General features: G+C 42.4%; 28 protein-coding genes and 1 riboswitch. Of the genes, 6 read left to right on the plus strand and 22 right to left on the minus strand.

Annotated elements, in window-relative coordinates; all coding sequences use genetic code 11:
- Positions 1–21 precede the first annotated feature (21 nt).
- Together HMPREF1149_RS06475 and nusB are read left to right on the plus strand one after the other, a co-directional pair.
- The gene (locus HMPREF1149_RS06475) at positions 22–411 is read left to right on the plus strand and encodes an Asp23/Gls24 family envelope stress response protein (RefSeq protein ID WP_000510584.1); all 390 of its coding nucleotides are present in this window, start codon (positions 22–24) and stop codon (positions 409–411) included.
- A complete protein-coding gene (gene nusB, locus HMPREF1149_RS06480) occupies positions 404–826 on the plus strand; it encodes a transcription antitermination factor NusB (RefSeq protein ID WP_000203656.1) in 423 nt (140 codons plus the stop codon). The genes HMPREF1149_RS06475 and nusB overlap by 8 nt, the downstream gene beginning before the upstream one ends.
- Positions 827–876: 50 nt before the next feature.
- On the opposite strand, the gene HMPREF1149_RS06485 is transcribed toward nusB, so the two are convergent.
- The 16 genes from HMPREF1149_RS06485 to HMPREF1149_RS06555 form a co-directional block, all read right to left on the minus strand.
- Positions 877–1599 (minus strand): CPBP family intramembrane glutamic endopeptidase, encoded by a 723-nt coding sequence (locus HMPREF1149_RS06485; protein ID WP_002879118.1) that lies wholly within the window; start codon positions 1597–1599, stop codon positions 877–879.
- 18 nt (positions 1600–1617) lie between these two features.
- Positions 1618–1803 carry a biofilm-regulating peptide BriC gene (gene briC, locus HMPREF1149_RS0101990; protein WP_025170442.1) on the minus strand — a complete coding sequence of 62 codons (186 nt, stop codon included), beginning with the start codon at positions 1801–1803 and terminating at the stop codon, positions 1618–1620.
- A 194-nt stretch (positions 1804–1997) separates the two neighbouring features.
- Positions 1998–2723 (minus strand): CPBP family intramembrane glutamic endopeptidase, encoded by a 726-nt coding sequence (locus HMPREF1149_RS06490; protein ID WP_000732998.1) that lies wholly within the window; start codon positions 2721–2723, stop codon positions 1998–2000.
- A 355-nt stretch (positions 2724–3078) separates the two neighbouring features.
- Positions 3079–3846: an acetyl-CoA carboxylase carboxyl transferase subunit alpha gene (locus HMPREF1149_RS06495; RefSeq protein WP_001017383.1), complete on the minus strand. Its 768-nt coding sequence runs from the start codon at positions 3844–3846 to the stop codon at positions 3079–3081.
- Positions 3843–4709 carry an acetyl-CoA carboxylase, carboxyltransferase subunit beta gene (gene accD / locus HMPREF1149_RS06500; RefSeq protein ID WP_001173369.1) on the minus strand — a complete coding sequence of 289 codons (867 nt, stop codon included), beginning with the start codon at positions 4707–4709 and terminating at the stop codon, positions 3843–3845. Before accD ends, HMPREF1149_RS06495 begins: the two co-directional genes overlap by 4 nt.
- 35 nt (positions 4710–4744) lie before the next feature.
- A complete protein-coding gene (gene accC / locus HMPREF1149_RS06505; RefSeq protein WP_000488659.1) occupies positions 4745–6112 on the minus strand; it encodes an acetyl-CoA carboxylase biotin carboxylase subunit in 1368 nt (455 codons plus the stop codon).
- An 11-nt stretch (positions 6113–6123) separates the two neighbouring features.
- On the minus strand, positions 6124–6546 hold the full coding sequence (gene fabZ / locus HMPREF1149_RS06510) for a 3-hydroxyacyl-ACP dehydratase FabZ (protein ID WP_000565515.1): 423 nt from the start codon (positions 6544–6546) through the stop codon (positions 6124–6126).
- Positions 6543–7025 (minus strand): acetyl-CoA carboxylase biotin carboxyl carrier protein, encoded by a 483-nt coding sequence (accB, locus tag HMPREF1149_RS06515; RefSeq protein WP_001052301.1) that lies wholly within the window; start codon positions 7023–7025, stop codon positions 6543–6545. The genes fabZ and accB overlap by 4 nt, the downstream gene beginning before the upstream one ends.
- A gap of 2 nt (positions 7026–7027) precedes the next feature.
- A complete protein-coding gene (gene fabF / locus HMPREF1149_RS06520; RefSeq protein WP_000774045.1) occupies positions 7028–8263 on the minus strand; it encodes a beta-ketoacyl-ACP synthase II in 1236 nt (411 codons plus the stop codon).
- 28 nt (positions 8264–8291) lie between these two features.
- Positions 8292–9023 (minus strand): 3-oxoacyl-[acyl-carrier-protein] reductase, encoded by a 732-nt coding sequence (gene fabG, locus HMPREF1149_RS06525; protein WP_001176203.1) that lies wholly within the window; start codon positions 9021–9023, stop codon positions 8292–8294.
- 44 nt (positions 9024–9067) lie between these two features.
- Positions 9068–9988, minus strand: coding sequence for an ACP S-malonyltransferase (gene fabD, locus HMPREF1149_RS06530; RefSeq protein ID WP_000167659.1), 921 nt, complete (start codon positions 9986–9988; stop codon positions 9068–9070).
- Positions 9981–10955: an enoyl-[acyl-carrier-protein] reductase FabK gene (gene fabK, locus HMPREF1149_RS06535; protein WP_000857447.1), complete on the minus strand. Its 975-nt coding sequence runs from the start codon at positions 10953–10955 to the stop codon at positions 9981–9983. The genes fabD and fabK overlap by 8 nt, the downstream gene beginning before the upstream one ends.
- Positions 10956–11072: 117 nt before the next feature.
- Positions 11073–11297, minus strand: coding sequence for an acyl carrier protein (locus tag HMPREF1149_RS06540; RefSeq protein ID WP_000257840.1), 225 nt, complete (start codon positions 11295–11297; stop codon positions 11073–11075).
- Positions 11298–11353: 56 nt separating this feature from the next.
- Positions 11354–12328 carry a beta-ketoacyl-ACP synthase III gene (locus HMPREF1149_RS06545; RefSeq protein ID WP_000852969.1) on the minus strand — a complete coding sequence of 325 codons (975 nt, stop codon included), beginning with the start codon at positions 12326–12328 and terminating at the stop codon, positions 11354–11356.
- Complete coding sequence (fabT, locus tag HMPREF1149_RS06550; RefSeq protein WP_000386337.1) at positions 12328–12762, minus strand: fatty acid biosynthesis transcriptional regulator FabT; 435 nt, start codon at positions 12760–12762, stop codon at positions 12328–12330. Before fabT ends, HMPREF1149_RS06545 begins: the two co-directional genes overlap by 1 nt.
- Positions 12763–12852: 90 nt before the next feature.
- Entirely contained in the window at positions 12853–13638 is a 786-nt protein-coding gene (locus HMPREF1149_RS06555; protein WP_001015584.1) for an enoyl-CoA hydratase, read from the minus strand.
- A gap of 283 nt (positions 13639–13921) precedes the next feature.
- Between HMPREF1149_RS06555 and HMPREF1149_RS06560 the strand changes: the two genes are divergently transcribed.
- From HMPREF1149_RS06560 to serS, 3 genes are all read left to right on the plus strand, one after another.
- Entirely contained in the window at positions 13922–15286 is a 1365-nt protein-coding gene (locus HMPREF1149_RS06560; protein ID WP_000869629.1) for an aspartate kinase, read from the plus strand.
- 2 nt (positions 15287–15288) lie between these two features.
- Positions 15289–15660: a DUF956 family protein gene (locus HMPREF1149_RS06565; RefSeq protein ID WP_000079371.1), complete on the plus strand. Its 372-nt coding sequence runs from the start codon at positions 15289–15291 to the stop codon at positions 15658–15660.
- A 213-nt stretch (positions 15661–15873) separates the two neighbouring features.
- Positions 15874–17148: a serine--tRNA ligase gene (gene serS / locus HMPREF1149_RS06570; protein ID WP_000884266.1), complete on the plus strand. Its 1275-nt coding sequence runs from the start codon at positions 15874–15876 to the stop codon at positions 17146–17148.
- 25 nt (positions 17149–17173) lie between these two features.
- Here the strand turns inward: serS and HMPREF1149_RS06575 are convergent, their stop codons facing one another.
- The 6 genes from HMPREF1149_RS06575 to zapA all read right to left on the minus strand — a co-directional run bounded on the left by HMPREF1149_RS06575 (position 17174) and on the right by zapA (position 23829).
- The gene (locus HMPREF1149_RS06575) at positions 17174–18073 is read right to left on the minus strand and encodes a TDT family transporter (protein WP_000714449.1); all 900 of its coding nucleotides are present in this window, start codon (positions 18071–18073) and stop codon (positions 17174–17176) included.
- A 109-nt stretch (positions 18074–18182) separates the two neighbouring features.
- On the minus strand, positions 18183–18731 hold the full coding sequence (locus tag HMPREF1149_RS06580; protein WP_000206774.1) for a carboxymuconolactone decarboxylase family protein: 549 nt from the start codon (positions 18729–18731) through the stop codon (positions 18183–18185).
- Positions 18732–18862: 131 nt separating this feature from the next.
- The gene (locus HMPREF1149_RS06585; RefSeq protein ID WP_000892025.1) at positions 18863–20185 is read right to left on the minus strand and encodes an alanine/glycine:cation symporter family protein; all 1323 of its coding nucleotides are present in this window, start codon (positions 20183–20185) and stop codon (positions 18863–18865) included.
- Positions 20186–20274: 89 nt separating this feature from the next.
- Positions 20275–20363, minus strand: a riboswitch (glycine riboswitch).
- 168 nt (positions 20364–20531) lie between these two features.
- Positions 20532–22868 carry an endonuclease MutS2 gene (locus tag HMPREF1149_RS06590; RefSeq protein WP_001092926.1) on the minus strand — a complete coding sequence of 779 codons (2337 nt, stop codon included), beginning with the start codon at positions 22866–22868 and terminating at the stop codon, positions 20532–20534.
- Between the two features lie 113 nt (positions 22869–22981).
- Positions 22982–23530, minus strand: a complete 549-nt coding sequence (locus HMPREF1149_RS06595) for a CvpA family protein (protein ID WP_000623541.1) — start codon at positions 23528–23530, stop codon at positions 22982–22984.
- Entirely contained in the window at positions 23527–23829 is a 303-nt protein-coding gene (zapA, locus tag HMPREF1149_RS06600; protein WP_000002028.1) for a cell division protein ZapA, read from the minus strand. The genes HMPREF1149_RS06595 and zapA overlap by 4 nt, the downstream gene beginning before the upstream one ends.
- A gap of 86 nt (positions 23830–23915) precedes the next feature.
- Between zapA and rnhC the strand changes: the two genes are divergently transcribed.
- The gene (gene rnhC, locus HMPREF1149_RS06605; protein ID WP_000146893.1) at positions 23916–24797 is read left to right on the plus strand and encodes a ribonuclease HIII; all 882 of its coding nucleotides are present in this window, start codon (positions 23916–23918) and stop codon (positions 24795–24797) included.
- Position 24798: the final 1 nt, after the last annotated feature.

Below are 24798 nucleotides of genomic sequence, written 5' to 3' on the forward strand. Positions count from 1 at the left end.
TCTCTAGAAAGAGGTCATTCTATGGGAATTGAAGAACAACTTGGCGAAATCGTTATCGCCCCACGTGTACTTGAAAAAATCATTGCTATTGCTACTGCAAAAGTAGAGGGTGTACACTCTTTTTCAAACAAATCAGTGTCTGATACCCTTTCAAAACTTTCTCTAGGCCGTGGCGTTTATCTAAAAAACGTGGACGAAGAACTCACAGCTGATATCTATCTCTACCTTGAGTACGGAGTAAAAGTTCCTAAGGTAGCTGTTGCTATCCAGAAAGCTGTTAAAGATGCAGTCCGCAATATGGCTGATGTAGAACTCGCTGCTATCAATATCCACGTTGCAGGTATCGTCCCAGATAAAACACCAAAACCAGAATTGAAAGATCTATTTGACGAGGACTTCCTCAATGACTAGTCCACTATTAGAATCTAGACGCCAACTCCGTAAATGCGCTTTTCAAGCTCTCATGAGCCTTGAGTTCGGTACGGATGTCGAAACTGCTTGTCGTTTCGCCTATACTCATGATCGTGAAGATACGGATGTACAACTTCCAGCCTTTTTGACAGACCTCGTTTCTGGTGTTCAGGCTAAAAAGGAAGAACTAGACAAGCAAATCACACAGCATTTAAAAGCAGGTTGGACCATTGAGCGTTTAACACTCGTGGAGAGAAACCTCCTTCGCTTGGGAGTCTTTGAAATCACTTCATTTGACACTCCACAGTTGGTTGCTGTTAATGAAGCTATCGAGCTTGCAAAGGACTTCTCAGATCAAAAATCTGCCCGTTTTATCAATGGACTGCTCAGCCAGTTTGTAACAGAAGAACAGTAAAAAGAAAAAAGTGTTTGACAGCTATCAAACACTTTTTTCTTTGCCTCCCACTACCTAAAAAAATGATAATAGATATAATTGTAAACAAAAATCCAGATGGGTTTTGCATAAATGAGAAAGTTGAAAAAACTATGACAGAAAATGGTCAATCGAAGATTGTCTGTAGAACGATAGACAAGAGCGAAAAAGAAACCAATCAGACTATAATATAATAAACTAATTGGGTCCCGATGAGATAGTATCAAATGACTGAGTCCAAAGATAAGGCCTGATAAGATGACATCTAAATAGTACTTTGACTTAGAAAAGAAGATATTCATAAAATACCCTCTATCAAGAGTCTCCTCAAAAACAGGACCGATGATTACAGGCAGGACAAAAGATAAGATAGTCGATAAAAAAGTTGGTTGTCCATTTGAAAGAACCACGGTAAAATACTCATCATGAATATTCCTATGATTAATCAAATGAGCATAGCGTGCCCAAAAATTACCGAGAATCTGATAAACCACATAACTTGCAAATAAGTAGAAGACAAATGACCAGTTCCAGATCTTTTTCTCAAAGATAAAGAGCATCTTTTGCTTTTTTAACCACCAAATTAATGGAAGGCAAATTCCTACTAATCCTATTGTTAAAATAAGGGAATAGACATCAGCACCTAACCCTAAAATGATTGCCACATACAATCCAATTGTTTGTGGTAAATAGGTAGATAGTAAAATAATAAGCAAAAATATTCCAAATTGTCCTAGTTTCTTTGTGTTTCTCATCGCACTTTTTTTGAAAGATTATCCTGCTCGGAAGCCGTACTTCCAAGCATCTCTATAAGAATTAAGTGCCCCTTGCCCCATATAGGGAGCAAATTCTCTATAATATAAGCATCTACCATATCCATCTTCCCAAACAGCAAGACCACCTGAAGTTTGCTCTAAGTCTTCTGACGAAAGAACAGTAAATGTTTCTGTATCTGCCATTGCAAGTACATCCTTAAAATTATTTTTTGTAACCTTACATCTACAGTATATATCTTTTTTGTCTATTTTATTGTCCATCTCTTCAACTGTCAATTTTTCAGCCTGAATGGTTGCTTTACCCATTGAAAAAGAAGAAATTGATAAAAAAGATTTCTCTATCTTCCTATCAAATTAGAAAAAGTGTTTGACTTCCACTATCTAAAAAAATGATAATAGACATAATTATAAACAAAAATCCAGATGGGTTTTGCATAAATGAGAAAGTTGAAAAAACTATGACACAGAATGGTGATTTTTAGATTCTTTGTCCAACGGTAGACAAGGGCATAGAAGAGACCGCCTAAACTATAAATAATCAAACTGATAGGATCTCGGTGAGTTAGGATCAAATGACTAAGTCCAAAGATAAGAGCAGATAGGATAACATCCAGATAGTACTTGGACTGGGGGAAAAAGGTATTCATAAAGTACCCTCTATGAATCAGTTCCTCTAATATAGGTCCGACGACTACTGTTAAACTAAAACTGAGAACAGTTGATAGAAAAGTTGGTTGACCATTGGAGTATAGAATCGAAAGAAGGTCCTGAAAGATATACTTGTTATCAATTAGGTGATGAAACTGTAACTGAAAAGCATCCACCAATTGACGATCAAAATAAGTAGCCACTAGACCAACTACAAGGTAAAAGAATCTTGACTTCTTTGAACCCTTTTTTTCAAAAATATAGAGCATCTCTTTCTTTTTGAGCCAGTAGATAAATAATAGCAAAAGAGCTATTACTTCAACTATTAAAAAGATAAAATAGCCATTTATCCCCCATCCTAAAAACTTAGTTAGATGCATAATTCCTAACTCTGGTAGATAAACCGATAGAAATACCAATGATGTATAGACTCCCAAATGCCCTAGTTTTTTCATACTTACCCCTTTAATTTATCAATAGGTAATACCATAAGCACGTCTAGTCGCATGATTCAGTATTGTACTCCACTCTGTTGCTAAACTATATGCATATGGCGAATCCCAATGTCTATCATCAACTGCCCAAATCATTCGACCACCTGAAACTTGCTCTAGTTCTCAGTTGAAAGAACTGTAAATGTTTCTGTATCTGCCATTGCAAGTACATCCTTAAAATAGATTGTTGTAAGCTCACATTTATAGTATACATCTTTTTGTCTATTTTATAGTCTATCTCCTCAACTGTCAATTTTTCACTCTGAATAGCATTTTCAATAAAAAATGAGACCTTTCTAGTCTCATTTAGTCATTCTTAATACTTTCTAAAGCGTTGGTAACGTTCTTCAATAAGTTGGTTGAGTGGTAGTTCTTGCAACCTATCCAGTTCTGCACGTAATTCATTTTTAACACAAGCTAGCAGTTCTTTACTTGAGAAATCCTCTTCTGGAATTATCTTGTCTACGATTCCCATTTCTAGAAGTTCATGTGAAGTGATTTTCATCAATTCTGCTGCTTCCATAGCACGACTTCCATCCTTCCAAAGGATAGAGGCAAATCCTTCAGGGCTAAGTACTGCGTAGATTGAATTTTCTAACATCCAGACACGGTTAGCTACGGCTAGAGCTAGGGCCCCACCAGATCCACCTTCACCGATAATAATCGCGATGATTGGAACCTTGAGGTCACTCATTTCCATCAGGTTTCGGGCAATTGCTTCACCTTGTCCACGTTCCTCGGCTCCCACACCAGGGTAAGCACCCGCCGTATTGATAAAGGTCACAACTGGACGACCAAACTTTTCTGCCTGTTTCATCAGGCGCAAGGCCTTACGATAGCCTTCTGGATGAGGTTGGCCGAAATTCCGTTTGAGGTTGTCATGAAGACTCTTCCCCTTTTGGATGCCGACGACAGTTACTGCTTGGTCACCTAACCAGCCAATTCCACCGATAACCGCACCATCATCACGAAAAGACCGATCTCCATGCAATTCGATAAACTCTTCAAAGATTCCATTGGCAAAATCAAGTGCAGTCAAGCGACTCTGCTCGCGTGCCTCTCTGACTATTTTTGCAATATTCATCCGCGACTTCCTCCATGCAATCTCACTAATTTAGCAATTGTTTCAGGCAATTCTCTCCGTTTGACAATTGCATCAACAAATCCATGTTCAAGCAGAAATTCTGCCTTTTGGAAGTCATCCGGCAAGGTCTCACGAACTGTATTTTCGATAACACGACGCCCAGCAAAACCAACCAAACTCTGTGGCTCCGCTAGGATAATATCACCTTCCATAGCAAAAGAAGCGGTCACCCCACCTGTTGTCGGATCGGTTAAAATAGTTAGGTAAAAAAGTCCTACCTTGGAATGGCGTTGAACTGCCGCAGAAATCTTAGCCATCTGCATCAAGCTCATGATTCCTTCTTGCATACGGGCTCCACCAGAAGCTGTGAAGAGAACGACTGGCAAGTTTTCTACCGTTGCATACTCAAACAAGCGCGTGATTTTTTCACCCACAACGGTTCCCATAGAAGCCATGATAAAGTTTGAATCCATAATCCCAAGGGCAACTTTTTGCCCCTTGATGCTAGCTGTACCAGTCAGTACGGCTTCATCCAAACCTGTCTTTTCACGCATACTAGCTAGTTTTTTCTGATAGCCAGGAAAGTTTAATGGATCTTGAGTTTCAATACCTGTAAACATCTCCACAAAGCTACCAGAATCAATCGTCAAATCCAAGCGTTCCTGAGCTGAAATACGGAAAGTATAGCTACAATGGGGACAAATTCGTTCGCTCCCAAGATCCTTTTGGTAAATGGTATGTTTACAACCAGGACACTGGGAAAAGAGTTCATCCGGAACCTCAGGCTTGGCTTGTAGTTTCTGCCTTACGGAACGGTTAGGATTGATCCGAATATACTTATCCTTTTTACTAAATAGAGCCATAACTCCCCCTTTTAGTTCTCATACTGTTTGAAAGTCTATTCTTTTTCTTGGTATTTTGGCAAGAAAGTTTCCATCAAGAAGGAAGTATCGTAGTCACCAGCGATAACTCGGCGGTCTGAAATCAGATCCAACTGGAAGTCTGCATTAGTTTGCACTCCTTCAATATCAAGTTCATAAAGTGCCCGTTGCATCTTCATTAAGGCATCAAAACGATTCTCCCCATGAACAATGATTTTAGCAATCATACTATCATAGTAAGGGGGAATGGTATAACCTGGATAAACTGCTGAGTCCACGCGCAAGCCAACTCCACCACTCGGTAGATAGAGATTGGTAATTTTCCCTGGGCTTGGAGCAAAGTTAAATGCTGGATTTTCCGCATTGATCCGGCACTCGATAGCATGACCTCGTAGGACGATATCTTCTTGTTTGAAAGGTAAGGGTTGCCCGGCAGCAATGCGAATCTGCTCTTTCACGATATCAACACCTGAAACAAACTCTGTGACTGGGTGTTCAACTTGCACACGAGTATTCATTTCCATGAAGTAGAAATTGCCACTCGCTTCATCGAGAAGAAATTCAATCGTCCCTGCATTTTCATAGCCTACAGACTCTGCTGCACGAACGGCTGCAGCACCAATTTCATGACGAAGGGTTTTGCCAATCGCAATGGACGGACTTTCTTCTAAGACCTTTTGGTTATTCCGTTGGAGTGAACAGTCCCGTTCACCAAGATGGACAACATGACCCTCTTGGTCCGCAAGGATCTGAACTTCGATATGGCGAGCTGGATAAATCACACGTTCAAGATACATTGCGCCATTTCCAAAATTGGCCTTGGCTTCACTGGATGCTGTCTCAAAGGCTGCGACCAAGTCTTCTGCCTTTTCAACCTTACGAATCCCTTTTCCACCACCACCTGCCGATGCCTTAAGCATGACTGGATAGCCAATTTTTTCTGCAACTGCAAGCGCCTCTTCAGCCGTATGAACTTCACCATCAGATCCTGGGATAGCTGGAACCCCAGCCTTGATCATTTGCTCACGCGCATTGATCTTATCTCCCATGGTATCCATTACAGCCCCAGAAGGGCCGATAAACTTAATCCCCACTTCATCACACATCGTGGCAAACTTGGAGTTTTCGCTAAGAAAACCAAAACCTGGGTGGATGGCTTCTGCTTCTGTCAAGACTGCAGCAGATAAAATAGCGTTGATATTGAGATAAGATTCTGTCGCCTTACCAGGTCCGATACAGATAGCTTCATCCGCAAGGAGTGTGTGAAGAGCTTCCTTATCAGCAGTTGAATAAACTGCTACAGTTGCAATGCCCAATTCACGCGCAGCTCGAATAATGCGAACCGCAATCTCACCACGGTTGGCAATTAAAATTTTACGAAACATGGAGAACCTCCTTAGTTTCCAATTGCAAAGGTAAGAGTACCACTCGCTGCAAGCTTACCATCTACCTCAGCCTTTGCTTCAACCACAGCAATCGTACCACGACGTTTGACAAAAGTAGCCGTCATGACTAATTGGTCACCTGGTACAACTTGCTTCTTGAACTTAACCTTGTCCATGCCAGCATAGAAGACCAGTTTCCCTTTATTTTCAGGTTTGGACAATTCCAAGACACCAGCAGTCTGAGCCAAGGCTTCCATGATAAGAACACCTGGCATAACTGGGTATTGAGGAAAATGACCATTGAAGAAAGGTTCGTTGATGGTCACATTTTTAATGGCAACAATGGTATCCTCGCTCACTTCCAAGACACGATCCACTAGGAGCATGGGGTAGCGATGGGGTAGAGCTTCTTTGATTCCTTGAATATCGATCATTTGATACGTACCAATCCTTTACCGAATTCAACCATTTCTTCATTTGAAACGAGAATTTCTGTCACCACACCATCCTTAGGTGCAGGAATTTCATTCATGACTTTCATGGCTTCGATGATCACCAAAGTCTGACCTTTTTTAACACTGTCTCCAACTGTGACAAAGGCAGGTTTATCTGGTCCAGCGGCCAAGTAAGCCACCCCTACAAGTGGGCTTTCAACAATATCACCCTCTGGAGCAACCGTCGTTTCAGCTGGTACTTCTTCCACAGCACTCTCTACTGGAGTTGAAGGGGCAGAAACTACTGGACTTGCAGCTACTGCAGTTGGCACTGGAGCAACTTGAGCTGGCGCTTCAGAAGCCATCCTTGCTTCATTCTTGCTGAACTGCAATTCATCCGTTCCATTTTTATAAGAAAATTCTCTCAAACTTGATTGATCAAATTGAGCCATCAAGTCCTTGATCTCATTTAAATTCATAATTATTTATTCTCCCAACGTTTGAAAGCAAGAACCGCATTGTGTCCACCAAAACCAAAGGTATTTGAAATAGCATAAGGGATTTCTTGCTCCAAGCCTTCTCCATAAACAACATTCGCTTCGATATAATCTGACAACTCACTTGTCCCAGCTGTCATTGGTACAAAGTTATGACGCATGGCTTCAATTGTAGCGATGGCTTCTACTGCCCCTGCAGCACCAAGTAAGTGTCCTGTAAAGGACTTGGTTGAAGATACTGGTACTTCTTTACCAAGGACAGCTACGATGGCACTGCTTTCTCCTTTTTCATTAGCAGGAGTTGAAGTTCCATGGGCATTGACATAAGCCACTTGTTCTGGAGAAATCTCTGCCTCTTCCAAAGCTAATTTAATTGCCTTGATTGCACCCTGACCTTCTGGATGAGGTGAAGTCATATGATAAGCATCGCAGGTATGTCCATAACCAACTACTTCAGCCAAGATAGTCGCTCCACGTTTTTCAGCATGTTCAAGACTCTCAAGAACCAGCATCCCAGAACCTTCTCCCATCACAAAACCATTACGATCTTTGTCAAACGGAATAGAAGCACGAGCCGGATCTTCTGTTGTTGATAGGGCTGTCAATGCTTGGAAACCAGCGATAGCAAAAGGAGTGATAGATGATTCTGATCCACCAACTAACATGACATCTTGGAAACCAAACTTGATAGAGCGGAAGGCATCTCCAATAGCATCATTTGATGAGGCACAGGCTGTATTGATTGATTTACAGACACCGTTTGCTCCAAAGCGCATGGCAACATTTCCCGAAGCCATATTTGGCAAGGCTTTTGGAAGTGTCAATGGCTTAACACGTTTTGGGCCTTTTTCGTGAAGACGGATAACTTGGTCTTCGATTTCTTTAATTCCCCCAATACCAGAAGCCACGATGACACCAAAGCGATCTTTATCAATTGCTTCTACATCAAGATTAGCATTTGTCACCGCTTCTTGAGCTGCGTACAAGGCATACAAAGAATAGTTATCAAAACGGTTGGTATCTTTTTTGACAAAGTATTTATCAAAGGGGAAATCTTGAACTTCTGCCGCATTGTGCACAGCAAATTCGCTGTGGTCAAACTTAGTGATTTCTCCAATTCCGATTTTCCCAGTTTGCAAACTGTTCCAAAATTCTTCTGGAGTATTTCCGATAGGAGAGGTTAATCCATAACCTGTTACTACAACTCGATTTAGTTTCATCTGTCTTACCTATATCTTTCCTTATTTTTTACATGCTAAGTCCGCCATCAACAGCGAGAACTTGTCCAGTCAAATAATCCTGTCCAGCCAGGAACACTGTAGCATCTGCGATATGTTCTGCTTGTCCAAAACGCTTCATTGGGATTTGGGCCAATGTCGCTTCCTTGACCTTATCAGATAAAACAGCAGTCATATCCGATTCGATCATCCCTGGGGCAAGAGCATTTACTCGTACATTGCGATTGGCAACTTCACGTGCTACTGACTTGGTAAAACCAATCAAACCTGCTTTAGAAGCTGCATAGTTGGCCTGCCCAATATTTCCCATCAAACCGACCACACTGGACATATTGATGATCGCACCTTCACGTGCCTTTATCATCTGTTTCAAGACTGCTTGCGTCATATTGAAGGCACCTGTCAAGTTGATTTTAATCACCTTTTCAAAATCTTCTTCTGTCATCTTGAGCATGAGTGTATCTTGAGTGATTCCAGCATTGTTGACCAAGACATCAACAGAACCGAGTTCTGCAAGTGCTTGATTTACCATACGTTTGGCATCTGCAAAGTCTGAAACATCACCTGAAATCGGTACTACTTTGACGCCGTAGTTTGAAAACTCAGCCAGCAATTCTTCTGAGATTGCTCCACGACTATTCAAGACTACATTCGCACCTAGTTTAGCAAATTTGTGAGCAATGGCAAGTCCGATACCACGACTTGAACCTGTAACAAAGATATTTTTATTTTTTAGTTGCATTCTATTCTCCTATTTCCTGTTGTATTTTCTGGGAGAAGGGGTCACTAGTTTCCTAGCAAAGCATCCAAGCTTGTTTGATCTTCAACGTTAGCTAGCTTAGCAGTTTTATCGATTTTTTTGACAAATCCTGATAGGACTTTTCCAGGGCCGATTTCAATAAAGTTGGTTACCCCAGCATCCTGCATCACAGCAATACTTTCATAAAAACGAACAGGTTCTTTTACCTGACGCGTCAAGAGCTCTTGGATTCGATCTTTTTCCATAACAGTAGCTTCCGTATTGCCGACTAGTGGCCAAGTAAAATCAGAGAAACTCACTTCCTCAAGAGCTTCAGCTAGTTTCTGACTGGCTGGCTCTAAAAGTGCTGTATGGAAAGGGCCAGATACATTTAAAGGAATCAATCGTTTTGCTCCTGCTTCCTGCAAGAGTTCAACTGCGCGGTCAACCGCAGCCACCTCGCCACCGATAACGATTTGGCTTGGGGTGTTGTAGTTGGCTGGAGTCACTACTCCAACTTTAGAGGCTGTTTCACAAGCTTCCTCAATCACTTCGACTGGAGTATTAAGAACGGCAACCATCTTTCCAGAGCCTGCTGGTGCAGCCTCTTCCATATAAGCACCACGCTTAGCAACCAAGGCAACTGCATCCTCAAAGTCCAAGGTACCACTTGCTACAAGAGCAGAATATTCCCCAAGAGACAGTCCTGCCACCATATCTGGCTGATAGCCTTTTTCTTTCAATAGTCGGTAAATAGCAACGGATGTAGCTAGAATAGCTGGTTGCGTGTAACGAGTCTGATTTAACTTTGCTTCATCATTGTCAATCAAATCACGAAGGTCATAACCTAAGACTTGGCTAGCTTGATCGATTGTTTCCTTGACGATAGGATAGTGGTCATAGAGCTCGCGACCCATTCCTAGGTATTGAGATCCTTGACCAGCAAATAGAAAGGCTGTTTTAGTCATTTCTTGTAACTCCTGCCCAACGAGCAGCTTCTTCTTGAATTTTTTCAGCTGCACCGTAGTAGATATCTTTTAAGATTTCTTCAACAGTTTCTTCTTTAGAAATCAAACCTGCAATCTGGCCGGCCATCACTGAACCGCCATCCACATCACCATGGACAACAGCTTTAGCTAAAGCTCCTGCACCCATTTGCTCAAAGATTTCTAAATCTGGATTTTCTTGTTTAAAGGCATCCTTTTCAGCTTGCTCGAAATCACGAGTCAACTGGTTTTTAATGGCACGAACTGCGTGTCCAAAATGTTGTGCTGAAATCGTTGTATCAATATCACGAGCTTTTAAAATTTTAGCTTTATAATTTGGATGAGCATTAGACTCTTTGGCAACTACAAAACGAGTTCCTACTTGAACAGCTTCTGCGCCAAGCATAAACCCAGCCGCTGCCCCCTCACCATCTGCAATACCACCAGCAGCAATAACTGGAATTGAAACAGCTGCAGCAACTTGGCGAACCAAGGTCATCGTTGTCAATTTACCAATGTGTCCACCAGCTTCCATACCTTCTGCAATGACGGCATCTGCACCAATTTTTTCCATGCGTTTTGCCAAAGCAACACTAGGAACAACAGGAATAACTGTAATTCCTGCATCATGGAAACGGTTCATGTATTTACTTGGATTTCCAGCACCAGTTGTAACCACCTTAACCCCTTCTTCAATCACGAGATCAACGATATCTTCTACAAAAGGTGACAAGAGCATGATGTTGACACCAAAAGGTTTATCCGTAAGTGATTTGATTTTATCGATATTAGCCTTTACGACCTCTTTAGGTGCATTTCCACCACCGATGATCCCCAAACCACCAGCTTTTGATACCGCACCAGCCAAGTCGCCATCAGCAACCCAGGCCATTCCTCCTTGAAAAATAGGATAATCAATGTTCAATAATTCTGTAATACGTGTTTTCATAGTGCCTCCATCATTCCTTGCTTACGTAATAGTTCGATAAGTTTATCATTTGAATTTCAAACTATTACCTAAACAAGAGGGAGCGGGTCTCCCCTACTCCTTCTAGTAATATGCTAATTATTTTGTTTGCTCTTCAACGTAAGCAACCAAGTCACCAACTGTTTTCAAGTTATCTTCTGCTTCAATTTGGATATCAAAAGCATCTTCAATTTCAGAGATTACTTGGAACAAGTCCAATGAATCTGCATCCAAATCATCAAAAGTAGATTCAAGTGTTACTTCTGATGCGTCTTTTCCAAGTTCTTCAACGATAATTTCTTGTACTTTTTCAAATACTGCCATGATAGGACTCCTTTAAAATATAAAATTTTATAACTATGTGTTTACCACATGATTACCTAGATTGTAAGAATGAGTGTGCCCCATGTCAAACCTCCACCGAAGCCTGATAGGAGAATCGTCTGGCTACCATCTAAACGAATCATGCCATTCTCCACACACTCTGAGAGCAAAATCGGGATACTTGCTGCACTGGTATTTCCATACTCCATCATATTGGCAGGAAGTTTGTCTCGGTCTACGCCGATTTTCTTAGCCATCTTATCCAAAATGCGGATATTTGCCTGATGAAGCAAGAGATAATCCAAGTCCGATGCTGCGATTGGACCATTTTCAATGGTTTCTTTGATTGATCTAGCAACATCACGATTTGCAAAATCAAAAACTGCTCGTCCATCCATCTTCAAAAAAGCAGGAACTGCTTCTTGATCCGAGAAAGGGGAAGCCAAAGCCGTTTGACCATAGGTCAAGCACTCGCTCCGAGAGCCATCCGTATAGAGACTTTCCACAAGGAAGTGCCGTGTTTCGCTCGCTTCCAAGAGAACCCCACCAGCTCCATCTCCAAAGAGAACAGCTGTCGAACGATCTGACCAATCAACTGCCTTGGATAAGGTCTCAGCCCCAATAACAATCCCTTTTTTGAACTGTCCAGAACTTAAAAACTTTTCTGCAGTTGAGAGAGCGAATACAAAGCCACTACAAGCTGCTGTCAGATCGAAGGCGAAAGCTCTATGCGCTCCGATATTTGCCTGAACTCGAGCTGCTGTGGAAGGCATCATCGAGTCTGGGGTAATCGTCGCTACAATGATAAAATCAATCTGATCCGCTGTTAAGCTCCCTTTAGCCAACAAGCTCTTAGCTACTTCTGTCGCCAAGTCACTTGTAGACTCTGTTTTTGAAATATGTCTCTGTTTAATTCCTGTCCGACTTGAAATCCACTCATCGCTTGTATCCATGATTTGAGCTAAGTCATGATTAGTGACCACTTGCTCTGGAACATAATGAGCAACTTGGCTTATTTTAGCAAAGGCCATTATTTCAAATCCTCCAAAAATTGATAAAGGTTCGTCAAGCCTCTGCCCATGACTTTCTTTTCCTCAGGACTCATGCCGTCAATAATTCTTTCGACCATGGCCTTGTGGAATCGTTTGTGAAGGCGGTGAACCAAACGACCTTTCTTTGTCAAATGCAGATAGACCACACGACGGTCTTGGTCAGAACGAATACGCTCAATGTAACCCTTTCTTTCTAGGTTATTCAAGCTCGTCGTAACCGTTCCTAGGGTCACCATCAGTTCTTTGGAAACCTTACTAGGCGTCGCCTCAGGAAACTTCCCAATCACATCGATCGTGTGCATTTCTTTGATGGAGATGTCTTTGAATCGACTACCTCGTAAGCTAACCTCCTCAATCACAAGGACGTTATTGAAAATAGATGTTAAATAATCATTTACTTGTTGGTAGTCCAAACTTTTTCCCTCCTCCTCAAAAAACTTTCACAATCAAAACATTTGATAGAAGAAGTATAACAAACTTCAAAGAATTGTGCAAGTATTTTTTTATTTTCCTGAAAATTTTGGTCTTCTTCTTTCAGAATGTGCTCGAACCCCTTCTTTAAAATCTTCAGTTAAAGATAAAGATTTCTGCAATTTCAATTCCAATTCGGCATAATCTTGCCAATCTTTAAATTGACTTTCCCAAACCAATTTTTTAATCGCTGCGTATGAGTTTGCTGAACCTCGTCTTAATTTTTTCAGAACTTGTTCTCTTGTTTTTTCTAATTTGTCAGCTTCACAAACGCGGTATACTACGCCCCATTCCAGTGCTTTTTCTGCAGTCAAGGCTTCACCTGTCATAGCAAGTTGTGCAGCTCGTGTTACCCCGATACTACGACTCAAAAGATGAATCCCACCAGCATCCGGCGCCAACCCAACTCCAACAAAGGCTTGTATGAATTTTGCCTTGTCAGTCGCCAAGCAAAAATCAACTGCTACTGCCATATTTGCCGCAGCACCTGCAACTGCTCCATCTACCTCCATCAAAACAGGCTTAGGAATTTGCTTGATTTTAAAAGAAATTGTATTGACTAATTCTGCAATCTTATTCAAAGAAGGAATGTCATCCTCATCCACTGCACGCTTCATCTCAACCAAGTCTCCCCCAACCGAAAAGACCTTTCCATTAGCATTAATCAAGATGAACTGAACAGCTTGATCCTGCTCTGCTAGGGTCAAAGCTTCTAAAATCTCCTCACACATTGGGATATGGAAACCATTTGCCACTTCTGGACGATTCAAAGTAATAATAGCAAGATCATCTACGATCTGATATAAGATATGATTCATAGCTTCTCCTTTTCTTTTGTAAGGCAATGAAATTATTTTGTTTTCAAAGTATACCTTTTTTTGGATAAAGAGGCAAGAAAAAACTAAAGGAAAGTGTCTCAGCTGATTATTTCCCCACCGTTTATGAATGTAAATAAAATTTGACTCTCTTACTTTTAAAACTGTTGTCGCTTTTCAGAATAAGTTAACATTTACTTCTATTATAATAGGGAGCTATTTTCTTCATTGAAAAATGCCCCTCTTTCTGCTATAATCGTATAAAATACTTACTTGAGGAGTCCTTATGAAGGTTGTAAAATTTGGTGGAAGTTCGCTTGCCTCTGCTGGTCAGTTAGAAAAAGTTTTAAACATCGTTAAAAGTGATAAGGAACGCCGTTTTGTAGTCGTTTCTGCACCCGGAAAACGCAATGCTGAAGATACGAAGGTAACCGATGCCTTGATTAAATACTATCGCGACTATGTGGCGGGAAATGATATCAACTCTAGCCAAAGCTGGATCATTGATCGTTATGCCGCTATGGTTAGTGAACTAGGCCTAAAACCTGCCGTTTTAGAAAAGATTTCTAAAAGCATTCGGGCCTTGGTAACTCTTCCTATAGAAGACAATGAATTTCTCTATGATACCTTCCTAGCGGCTGGAGAAAATAACAATGCCAAACTCATTGCAGCCTACTTTAACCAAAACGGCATTGACGCACGCTATGTTCATCCAAGAGAAGCTGGAATCATTGTTACAAGTGAACCAGGAAACGCACGTATCATCCCATCTAGTTATGACAAGATTGAGGGCTTGGCTGATAGCAATGAAGTCCTTGTCATCCCTGGTTTCTTTGGCGTAACTAAAGAAAATCAAATCTGTACCTTCTCACGTGGAGGTTCAGATATTACTGGTTCCATTATCGCAGCTGGAGTCAAGGCTGATCTCTATGAAAACTTTACAGACGTAGACGGTATCTTTGCTGCCCACCCTGGTATTATTCATCAACCACACTCCATTCCTGAATTAACCTACCGTGAAATGCGTGAATTGGCTTACGCTGGATTTTCTGTTCTTCATGATGAAGCCCTTCTACCTGCCTACCGCGGAAAAATCCCTCTTGTCATCAAGAATACCAACAATCCTGATCATCCCGGTACTCGTATCGTTCTGAAACACAGTAGCGATAAATTCCCAGTCGTTGGAATCGCTGGTGATTCTGGATTCGTCAGCATCAACATGTCAAAATACCTTATGAACCGCGAGGTTGGATTCGGTCGTAAGATTCTTCAGATCCTTGAAGATCTTAACATTGGTTGGGAACATATGCCAACAGGTATCGACGATCTTTCAATCATCCTTCGTTCCCGTGAATTGACTCCTATCAAGGAGGAAGAAATTCTGCGTCAGTTAGTTCAAAAAGCCGAAGTGGACCATGCTGAAATCGAACACGACCTTTCAATCATTATGATTGTCGGAGAAAAGATGAAGAGCCACATTGGTGTAACAGCTACTGCAACACGCGCTCTATCTGAAAACAAGATCAACATCCAGATGATGTCCCAAGGTTCAAGTGAAGTTTCCATCATGTTTGTTGTCAATAAAGAGCAAGAAAAGGCAGCTATCAAGGCTCTCTATCATGCCTTTTTCGATGAAAGTAAGGAAGATTAATCATGGCCCAATCACTCAATAAAGTCATTGACCTACAAACCACTGGAACATCCTATCTTTCCATCTCTGGAAAAGTCGGAAAATTTCTAGTTGGGGATCAAGCCTTAGAGTTTTATCCTGATGTCAATGTCGAACAATATATCCAAATTCCCTGGTCCAGTATTCAGCAAATTGGAGCCAACGTAACTGGCCGCAAAATCAGTCGCCACTTTGAAGTCTTCACTGATCAAGGAAAATTCCTCTTTGCTTCCAAAGACTCTGGAGCTATTCTCAAAATCGCTCGGGAAAAACTTGGCAATGACAAGGTTGTAAAACTTCCTACTTTACTCCAGACCATTGGTCAAAAATTCAAAAATCTATTTGCAAAAAAGTAGAAACTTTAGTATAATCATAGCAACGGATAAGTAGGTTATCCTCTTCTTTCAGAAAGTCTGCGGGTGCTGCGAGCAGATAGGAGGGGTAGGTGAAATTCTACCGTTAGTAACAATTACATACACAATCAAGTGCACACCTGTGAAGTTGGATGGAACCGTGGCCCTGTCACTCCAACGCTTTGTCAGGTGTGTTTTTTTCATAAAGGAGTTCTTATGTTAGATATTAAACGTATTCGTACAGATTTTAATGCTGTCGCAGAAAAATTGGCTACACGTGGTGTAGATCCTGCTGTCTTAAACGAGATGAAAGAAATCGATGCTAAACGTCGTGACATCTTGGTCAAGGTTGAAAACCTTAAGGCAGAACGCAACACGGTTTCTGCTGAGATTGCCCAATCTAAGCGCAATAAGGAAAATGCCGATGACAAGATTGCTGCGATGCAAACCCTATCTGCTGAAGTCAAAGCTTTGGATGCTGAATTGGCAGAAATCGATGCTAAATTGACAGAATTCACCACTACTCTTCCAAATATCCCTGCTGACAGTGTTCCTATCGGAGCTGACGAAAATGACAATGTGGAAGTCCGTCGTTGGGGAACTCCACGCGAGTTTGACTTCGAGCCAAAAGCTCACTGGGATCTTGGTGAAGACCTTGGTATCCTTGACTGGGAACGTGGAGCAAAAGTTACTGGTGCTCGCTTCCTCTTCTATAAAGGACTTGGGGCTCGTTTGGAACGTGCTATCTACAACTTTATGTTGGATGAGCATGGAAAAGAGGGCTATACTGAAGTCATCACACCATACATGGTTAACCATGATTCTATGTTTGGTACTGGTCAATATCCAAAATTCAAGGAAGATACTTTTGAATTGAAAGACACTAATTATGTCCTTATTCCTACCGCCGAAGTGCCTTTGACAAACTACTATCGCGATGAAATCCTTGACGGTAAAGACCTACCAATCTACTTTACCGCTATGAGTCCGTCATTCCGTTCTGAGGCTGGTTCTGCCGGTCGTGATACACGTGGCTTGATTCGTTTGCACCAATTCCACAAGGTTGAAATGGTTAAATTTGCCAAGCCAGAGGAATCTTACGAAGAATTGGAAAAGATGACAGCCAACGCTGAAAACATCCTTCAAAAACTCAATCTTCCGTACCGCGTTGTTGCACTCTCTACTGGAGACATGGGCTTCTCAGCTGCTAAGACTTACGACTTGGAAGTTTGGATTCCAGCGCAAAATACCTACCGTGAAATCTCAAGCTGTTCAAATACAGAAGATTTCCAAGCTCGTCGTGCTCAAATCCGTTACCGTGACGAAGCCGATGGCAAGGTTAAACTCCTTCATACCTTGAATGGTTCTGGACTTGCAGTTGGACGTACAGTGGCTGCTATTCTTGAGAACTACCAAAATGAAGATGGTTCTGTGAGCATTCCAGAAGTTCTTCGTCCATACATGGGTGGCGCTGAAGTTATCAAACCATAAAAAACAAGGCCTAGCTAGAAGATAGCTAGACCTTTTTTCGTAACCAAATCAGATAAGCGCCCAATACAAAGAATAAAATAGTGAGGCATATAACCGTTTCAGCAAACACCAGATAATCCAGAAATGGAAGTTTCAAAATTCCTTGAGCCATCTTGAGCGAAGTAGCTGTGATAATGGTTGGAAAAGTGAGGGCTGAGAAGGCTGGTTGAAAGCCTTGTTTTAAAATATTAGGCAAGCGAGTTAAAACAAAGAAAAAGAAGGACTGAGATGCCAAAATCATGACGATCAAGAGCCAAGTCGGTAGGCTTGCTCCTCCAACTCGAACTAGGGATGCCAGGAGTAGGGAAAAGGGAGCACAGTAGATTCCTTCCTGTCCAAGCAAGGCCACTGGGAGTGGGATTTTCTTTAAATCGCTATAAATAAGTGGATAGAGATAGAAGGTCAAGACAAAACCAAAACTCAAGGTCGCATAGGCAATTTCAATGATTCCGACAAGGGGATAGGTCAAGGCTGCTACTGCTATCCCCACATAGAGTACCGTCCAGCTTGGAGTCGCATTGGTCTTCCGACCTGGACAAGCAAATTTGATGGTAAAAGTAACAATCAAAACCAAATCCAAGAGAAAGGAAAACCACCAGATCCCTTGTGCTACCAAAGTAAGAGCAGGGAATACGCGAAAGACATAGGTCGATAAAATCATCCCAGCCATAGGAAAAGTGGCCATCCCAGATAAAAGAGGGGGCTTGGTCAATTCTTGCTTGGTTTCTTCCCAATTAAAAAGATGAAGAATCAGAAAGAAAATCCACAAAACTAAACCAGTCAGACTCAATAAATGCGACGGAACAGGCAAAGTATCTGCAAGCAGATTTCCTGCACCTGCTAAACCTAATAAACAGCCAGAAAATACCAAGGGGAACTTTTTCATCCGAGCCTCCAATAATCATGTTATTATTAGTATAGCATAAAAGCGCTTAAATGAGAGCCTAAAAAATGAAGCCCGATTATTTCAGACTTCATTTTTTCTCAGATATGAATTAAGCATAAGGTTGTAATTCTGGGTTAATAGGCGTATTGGCTAGGTTGTTGGCATAGTTGCAGAGGCTGGCAAGACTAACACCGAGAACCACGTCCAAGGCATTTTGTTGCGTGTATCCAGCTTCCAAAAATTCAGCCAAGGCTTCATCTCCTACACGCCCTTTGGTATTGATGACCGCCAAGGTAAACTTAGCTAGAGTATCTAGTTTTGGATCTGTCTCGATTGGAGTACGGTTGCGGAGTGCTTGTAGAAGATCATCATTCATCTGGATTTGTTTGATTGAAAAGGCTGTGTGACCTGCGACGCAGAAAGCACAACCATTGGTTACGGCAGCTGTGATTTGCACTACTTCACGCTCTACTGGTGTCAGGCTGTTGCGACGGTTGATGGCTCCGACAGTTCGGTAGGCTTCAAGCGCGGTAGGAGCGTTGGCCAAGAGACCGATTAGGTTGGGAATATAGCCATTGTTGTCTTTTTGTACTGTTTCAAGAACTTCTTTCACTTCTGCTGGTGCTGATTCTACTGTGTGTATGGTAAATGTTGTCATAAGAAACCTCTTTTCATTTTATTGTCATTTAGTCTATCATAGAATTTCACCCTTGGATAATATATATTTTCAATCGCCTTGATAGGAAATGTCTATGAAATGAAAAAAATCACACGAAAAGTGTGATTGGGTTAGTGTTTAAAATACTGTTTAGTCTCAGCAATGACGACTGGCGACAAGACTAAGAGGGCAATCAAGTTTGGTAAAGCCATCAAGGCATTGACAATATCTGCGATAATCCAAACCATATCCAACTCGATAAATCCTCCCAACAAGACCATGACTACAAAGACTACACGGTAGAGCCAGATAAAACGAACCCCAAAGAGAAACTCAAAACAGCGTTCTCCGTAGTAGTTCCATCCGAGGATCGTCGTAAAGGCAAAGAGCACAAGGAAGATTGTCAAAAGAGCAGGTCCAAAGTGTGAAAAAACTGTTGAAAAGGCTGACTGGGTCAAGGCAACTCCATTCAAATCACCACTCCAAACCCCAGTTACCAAGATTGTTAGACCTGTCAGAGTGCAGATAATCAAAGTATCAATAAAGGTTCCTGTCATGGAAATCAAGCCTTGCTCGACAGGCTCATTTGTCTTAGCTGCAGCCGCTGCAATGGGAGCTGATCCTAGGCCAGATTCGTTAGAGAAGACTCCTCGCGCCACACCATTTTGGATAGCCATCCGAATGCTGGCACCTGCAAAACCACCTACCGCAGCAGCTGGACTAAAGGCTGAAGTAAAGATGAGTGCAAGCGTAGCTGGGATTTTCTCGATATTAAAGAGAATAACTGTAAGAGTTCCCAGAATATAGACAATAGCCATAAAAGGAACCACTGCCGTCGAAACTTTTGATATGGATTTGAGGCCACCAAAGACGGCAATCCCTACAAAAATGGATAAAATCAGAGCTGTGATAACTGGATCAACTTGGGCTGTATTTTGAATAGATTCTGTAATCGAATTGACTTGGGTAAAGGTACCAATCCCCAGAAGGGCAACCAATACACCCGCTAGGGCAAAGAAGATAGCAAGTGGACGCCACTTTTCTCCCATTCCCAAAAGGATGTAATGCATGGGGCCTCCAGCTACAGCTCCATTTGCATCCTTTGTGCGATATTTGATGGCCAGTAAGCCTTCGGCATACTTGGTCGCCATCCCAAAGAAGGCTGCCATCCACATCCAAAATAGAGCCCCTGGCCCACCAACCTTAATGGCTGTCGCAACTCCGATGATATTTCCCGTACCAACGGTGGCTGCTAGAGCCGTACAAAGAGCAGCAAAGCTCGACACATCGCCGTGCCCCTTGTCCTTGGTAAAGATCAACTGAAAGGCCTTAGGGAGACGAGTAACCTGCAAAAGGCCCAGTCGGATGGTCAAATAGATACCCGTTCCGACCAATAAGATCAAGAGGGGAGGCCCCCAAACGAAAGTATCAAGCTCTTTAAGCATTTCTAACATATCCTTCTCCTATCTTTCAACCCCAAAAGAAAGAGCACATGCAAGATACATGTACTCTGGAATGCTTAGATAAATGCCTAAAAGCGGTCTATCCTAGCTCTGTCCTTTTACCTGAGAGTTTGAGCAGTTGCCTGCCTTGCCCCTTCGGTGCCTTTACGGTCTCTCCAGAGTTCCGTCCATTTACAGTCATGGAAAACAAACCTTTCTCCACTTCTATTAAACTTCATTCGGTGTTGGTATTTTATTTTTTATTATTCTACAAGAAAAGTTAGCCTTTGTCAATATATTCTATGAAACTTTTTGACTTTTCATTTCTTTTTTCAGAAAGAGCGAATCCTTCTTCTCTCTATCCTTTAAAGGTTACAATGGTGGCGCCACTGCCGCCAGCATTCTGTGGAGCATAACCGAAACTCTTAACATGCTTGTTTCTTTGCAGGTATTTGGTGACGCCCTCACGGATGACACCCGTTCCGATACCATGGATGATGTCGACTTGCGCCATGTTATTGAGCAGGGCTTGGTCGATAAAGGCGTCCAGCTCATTCATAGCCTCTTCGTACCGTTTGCCTCGGAGATCCAGTCTGGCTTGCGGACCACGACCAGAAGCACGTTTGACGACATTGACCTGTTTTTTCTTGACTGGGGCTTCTTGCTGAGCCTGAACAAGGTCAAATTCTTTCTCTTCCAAGGTCATCTTGATTAAACCGACTTGGGCTTCCCAACGGCCGTCCTTAAGCTGATTGGTCAAGGTTCCACGTTGACCATAACTGAGAACAATGATATCATCCCCAACCTTTGGAGCTCGTTTTTTCTTGGCCTTTTGAAGGACCTTGTTTTTAGACAAGTCGACTTTTTCAGGAGCTAGTTTTTTCAGTTTAGCCTTGGCTTCAATGATTTCGTGGGGTTTGAGTTGAGACTTGCTATGAAGGTTCTTAAGAATCTGGTCACTCTCACTTAGAGCGAGTTCCACAATCTCGGCAGCCTGTTCACGCGCCTTATTGAGCTCAGTTTCTTTTTCACGATTGAGTTCGTTGTAGAGTTTTTTGAGTGCCCGGTTCATCTTAAGGTTTTCTTGCTCCACCTCACGGATATTGTCCAAGCGTTTACGGCTTTCAAACGTTTGCTCTTCCAATTGTTCAATGATGCGGTTGACATCATTATCTTGATTGACCTGCTGACTGGCATCTCCTACAATGACATCCGACAATCCTAGGCGTTTGGCAATTTCAAAGGCATTGCTTCGCCCTGGAACGCCCTGCATAAAGCGATAAGTCGGACGCAGGCTGGCTGTATCAAACTCCATGCTGGCATTTTGCACAAAGGCTGTTTCGATACCGTAGGCCTTGAGCTCTGGATAGTGGGTCGTCGCCATAGTCTTAACCTGACGTAGACGAAGATCCTCCAAAATAGCCATAGCAAGCGCTGCTCCTTCCTGCGGATCGGTACCTGCCCCCAACTCATCCAAGAGTAAGAGTGAATGTTGATTGACCTTGCCAAGAATATCTACGATATTGGTCATGTGACTGGAGAAGGTCGACAAGCTTTGCTCGATAGACTGCTCATCCCCAATATCTGCGAAGATTTCCTCGAAGATACCGACACGGCTTCCCTTGTCAGCTAGAATGGGCAATCCAGATTGGGCCATGAGTTGAGTCAAGCCTAGGGTTTTGAGCATGATGGTCTTCCCACCCGTATTGGGACCTGTAATGACAATAGCCGTTAATTCCTTACCAAAGTGTACATCGTTTGCGACAGCATTTTTAACCAAAGGATGGCGAACATGAAGGAGTTGAATCTCTTGGTTCTCTGAAAGTTGAGGAACAACTGCTTGTCTTTCTTGGATGAAACGCACCTTGGCACGAATCAGATCCAGATGGCCAATAATCCAAGCGTCATTAGCAATCTCTGCAGCATGAGGACGGACCCGTTCTGAAAGCTCCTGTAGGATGCGAATCATCTCATAGCGTTCATCAGCTCGTAAACTAGCGATTTCTTCGCTCAGCTTGACGACCTCACGTGGCTCGATATAGACCGTATTCCCACTGGCAGAGATGTCATGGACAACACCTGCAATCTTATTACGATAGGTATTCTTGACAGGTAAGACTTGACGACCATTTCGGCTAGCGATTATGCCCTCCGTCAACATCTGAGCTTTTTGTTTGAGCAAGTCTTGCAAGACATCTCGGACCTGACTCTCGCTATCATGAATTTTTCGACGGATGCGTGCTAGCTCTTCACTGGCGAAATTTTCGATAAATCCTGCATCATTTAGGGATTGAAGACTCCCTTGCAAGTGTGGAAAATCGTGTAGTTTTTCAAACCATCTCGCCAACTGCTCCAAGCGTACATTTTCAAGATTGGCATAAAAACCTTGCAACTCTCTGCTAGCCAGTAAGACCCGTTTGAGGAGCAGGAACTCCTCGATATTGAGGTCCGCCCCCATCTCCAGACGCTTGCAGACAGCTGAAATCTCACGTGTCGCTAGGATGGTAAAGTGAGGTTGCTCCACAAAAAGAGCTTGCATTTCCTCCATCTCTGTAAAGGCTTGTTTAATCTTATCCGCCTTTGTAGTTGGAGCCAAGCCTTTTAGCTCCTCTAGGCCTTGTTCTGTCAGGAGATGCGGTTCAAACAAGGCCTTGATTTTATTAAATTCTAATGTTTCTAGTATTTTTGTATTCATATTCTTTCCTTGTATGCTTGTTTACAAGACCGTAGCGCCTAGAAATTTTTGGACTTTACCTAACCCTAGTCGTCCAATCTGTAAACAAAGGGCTAGGAAAAATCCCGCCCTTTTTATCCGATTAAATTTGTCACCCAGAGTTGTTTGATAAGGTTTGTCGTAAAAGGGACACTTTGGATGATGTGTTTGGCTACTGTACTTTTTTCGAGTGAATTTTGAATGACTGCCAGAGGCACCGTTGCAAGGATGGTCAGAACCATTTGCAAGACAAATAAGGTTACCAATAGAGACAAAATGCCTGATCCGATACGCAACCATTTGACATCTAGCTTTTTAGTTGGAATCAAGTGCAGGAACAAACCGATAAAACGTCCGATACTATAACAAATTCCGAAAACTAAAAGGTAGGCTAGGCCCGCATAAAAGACCTTATCTAGCTGAAACAGCTGGTCTGAAGGGAAGAAAAAGGTTCCCTGCCCTTCCTGAGGATTGGCATAAGGGACAAGCAAGTGGAAGTGATCCCCCAGTGATTTATAAAACTGTCCCGCAACAAAGGCTGAAATCACTGCCACGAGGAAATAATAAACTTGCAGGACCAAGCCTCTACGATAGCCGATGTAAAAGCCCCAAGCCAGAACCAATAAGAGTAGGATTGAAATCATAGGGAGTCCTCAATCTTGCTCTGTTCTTGTTTGACAGCAATCAACTTGTGGCGGAGTTCTAACAACTCTTGCTCCTTGTCATCAAATTCAATCTCACGGTTGAGTTGTGTAGACAGACAATTGACCGCCAAAAGAAGCGCAATGGTTTCATCATCCGCCCCAGGCATTTGTTCTTTAATTGCTTGGTATTTTTCAGTCGCAACCTTGGCAATTTCCTCCATAAAGAGGTTATCATGCTCGGTTGTCAAGGTTAATGTCTTTTTCCCGAATGTAAACTTATATCGATTTAGATTTGCCATAAAATTCACCTCACGATATTATACCAAATTTCGCTAACTTTGTCAGTTTTTACCAATTCTCCTGCTTTTGTGGTACAATAGAGACTATGGCAAGTATCACACTCACACCAAGTGAACAGGAAATTCAGAGCTTTTTAAGTCAGTATCAGAAGGCTCTCAGTCCTAGTAAAAATCCCTATATTCGCTTTTTTTTGCGATTCCCTCAAGCAACAGTTTCCATCTATACTTCTGGAAAAGTCCTCCTGCAGGGCGAAGCTGCTGAGCACTACGCTAGTTTCTTTGGCTATCAAGTTCAACAAGAAAACAGTGGACAAGATTTTCCTATGATTGGGACTGATGAGGTAGGAAATGGTTCCTACTTTGGCGGGCTGGCTGTCGTGGCTTCCTTCGTGACACCGGACCAGCATGACTTCTTGCGAAAACTCGGTGTGGGGGATTCTAAGACTCTGACAGACCAAAAGATTCGTCAGATTGCCCCTATCCTCAAGGAAAAAATCCAGCACCAAGCGCTCCTCCTTTCACCGAGCAAGTACAACGAAGTTATCGGAGAGCGTTACAATGCTGTTTCTGTAAAAGTTGCCCTTCACAACCAGGCTATCTTTCTCCTGCTTCAAAAAGGAGTCCAGCCAGAAAAAATCGTGATTGATGCTTTTACAAGCCCTAAAAACTATGACAAGTACTTGGCGCAAGAAGCCAACCGTTTTCCAAACAAAATTAGCTTAGAAGAAAAAGCCGAGGGCAAATACCTGGCTGTTGCAGTTAGCTCTATCATCGCGCGAGATCTCTTCCTCGAAAACTTGGAAAATCTTGGACGGGAACTAGGCTATCAACTGCCAAGTGGCGCTGGAACTGCATCTGATAAGGTTGCTAGCAAAATCCTTCAAGCCTATGGCATGAAGGGACTTCATTTCTGCGCCAAACTGCATTTTAAAAATACTGAAAAAGCCAAAGCACTTCTAGAAAGGTGAG

Origin of the sequence: Streptococcus sp. BS35b, from assembly GCF_000286475.1 — a bacterium.
Lineage (GTDB): Bacteria > Bacillota > Bacilli > Lactobacillales > Streptococcaceae > Streptococcus > Streptococcus oralis_W.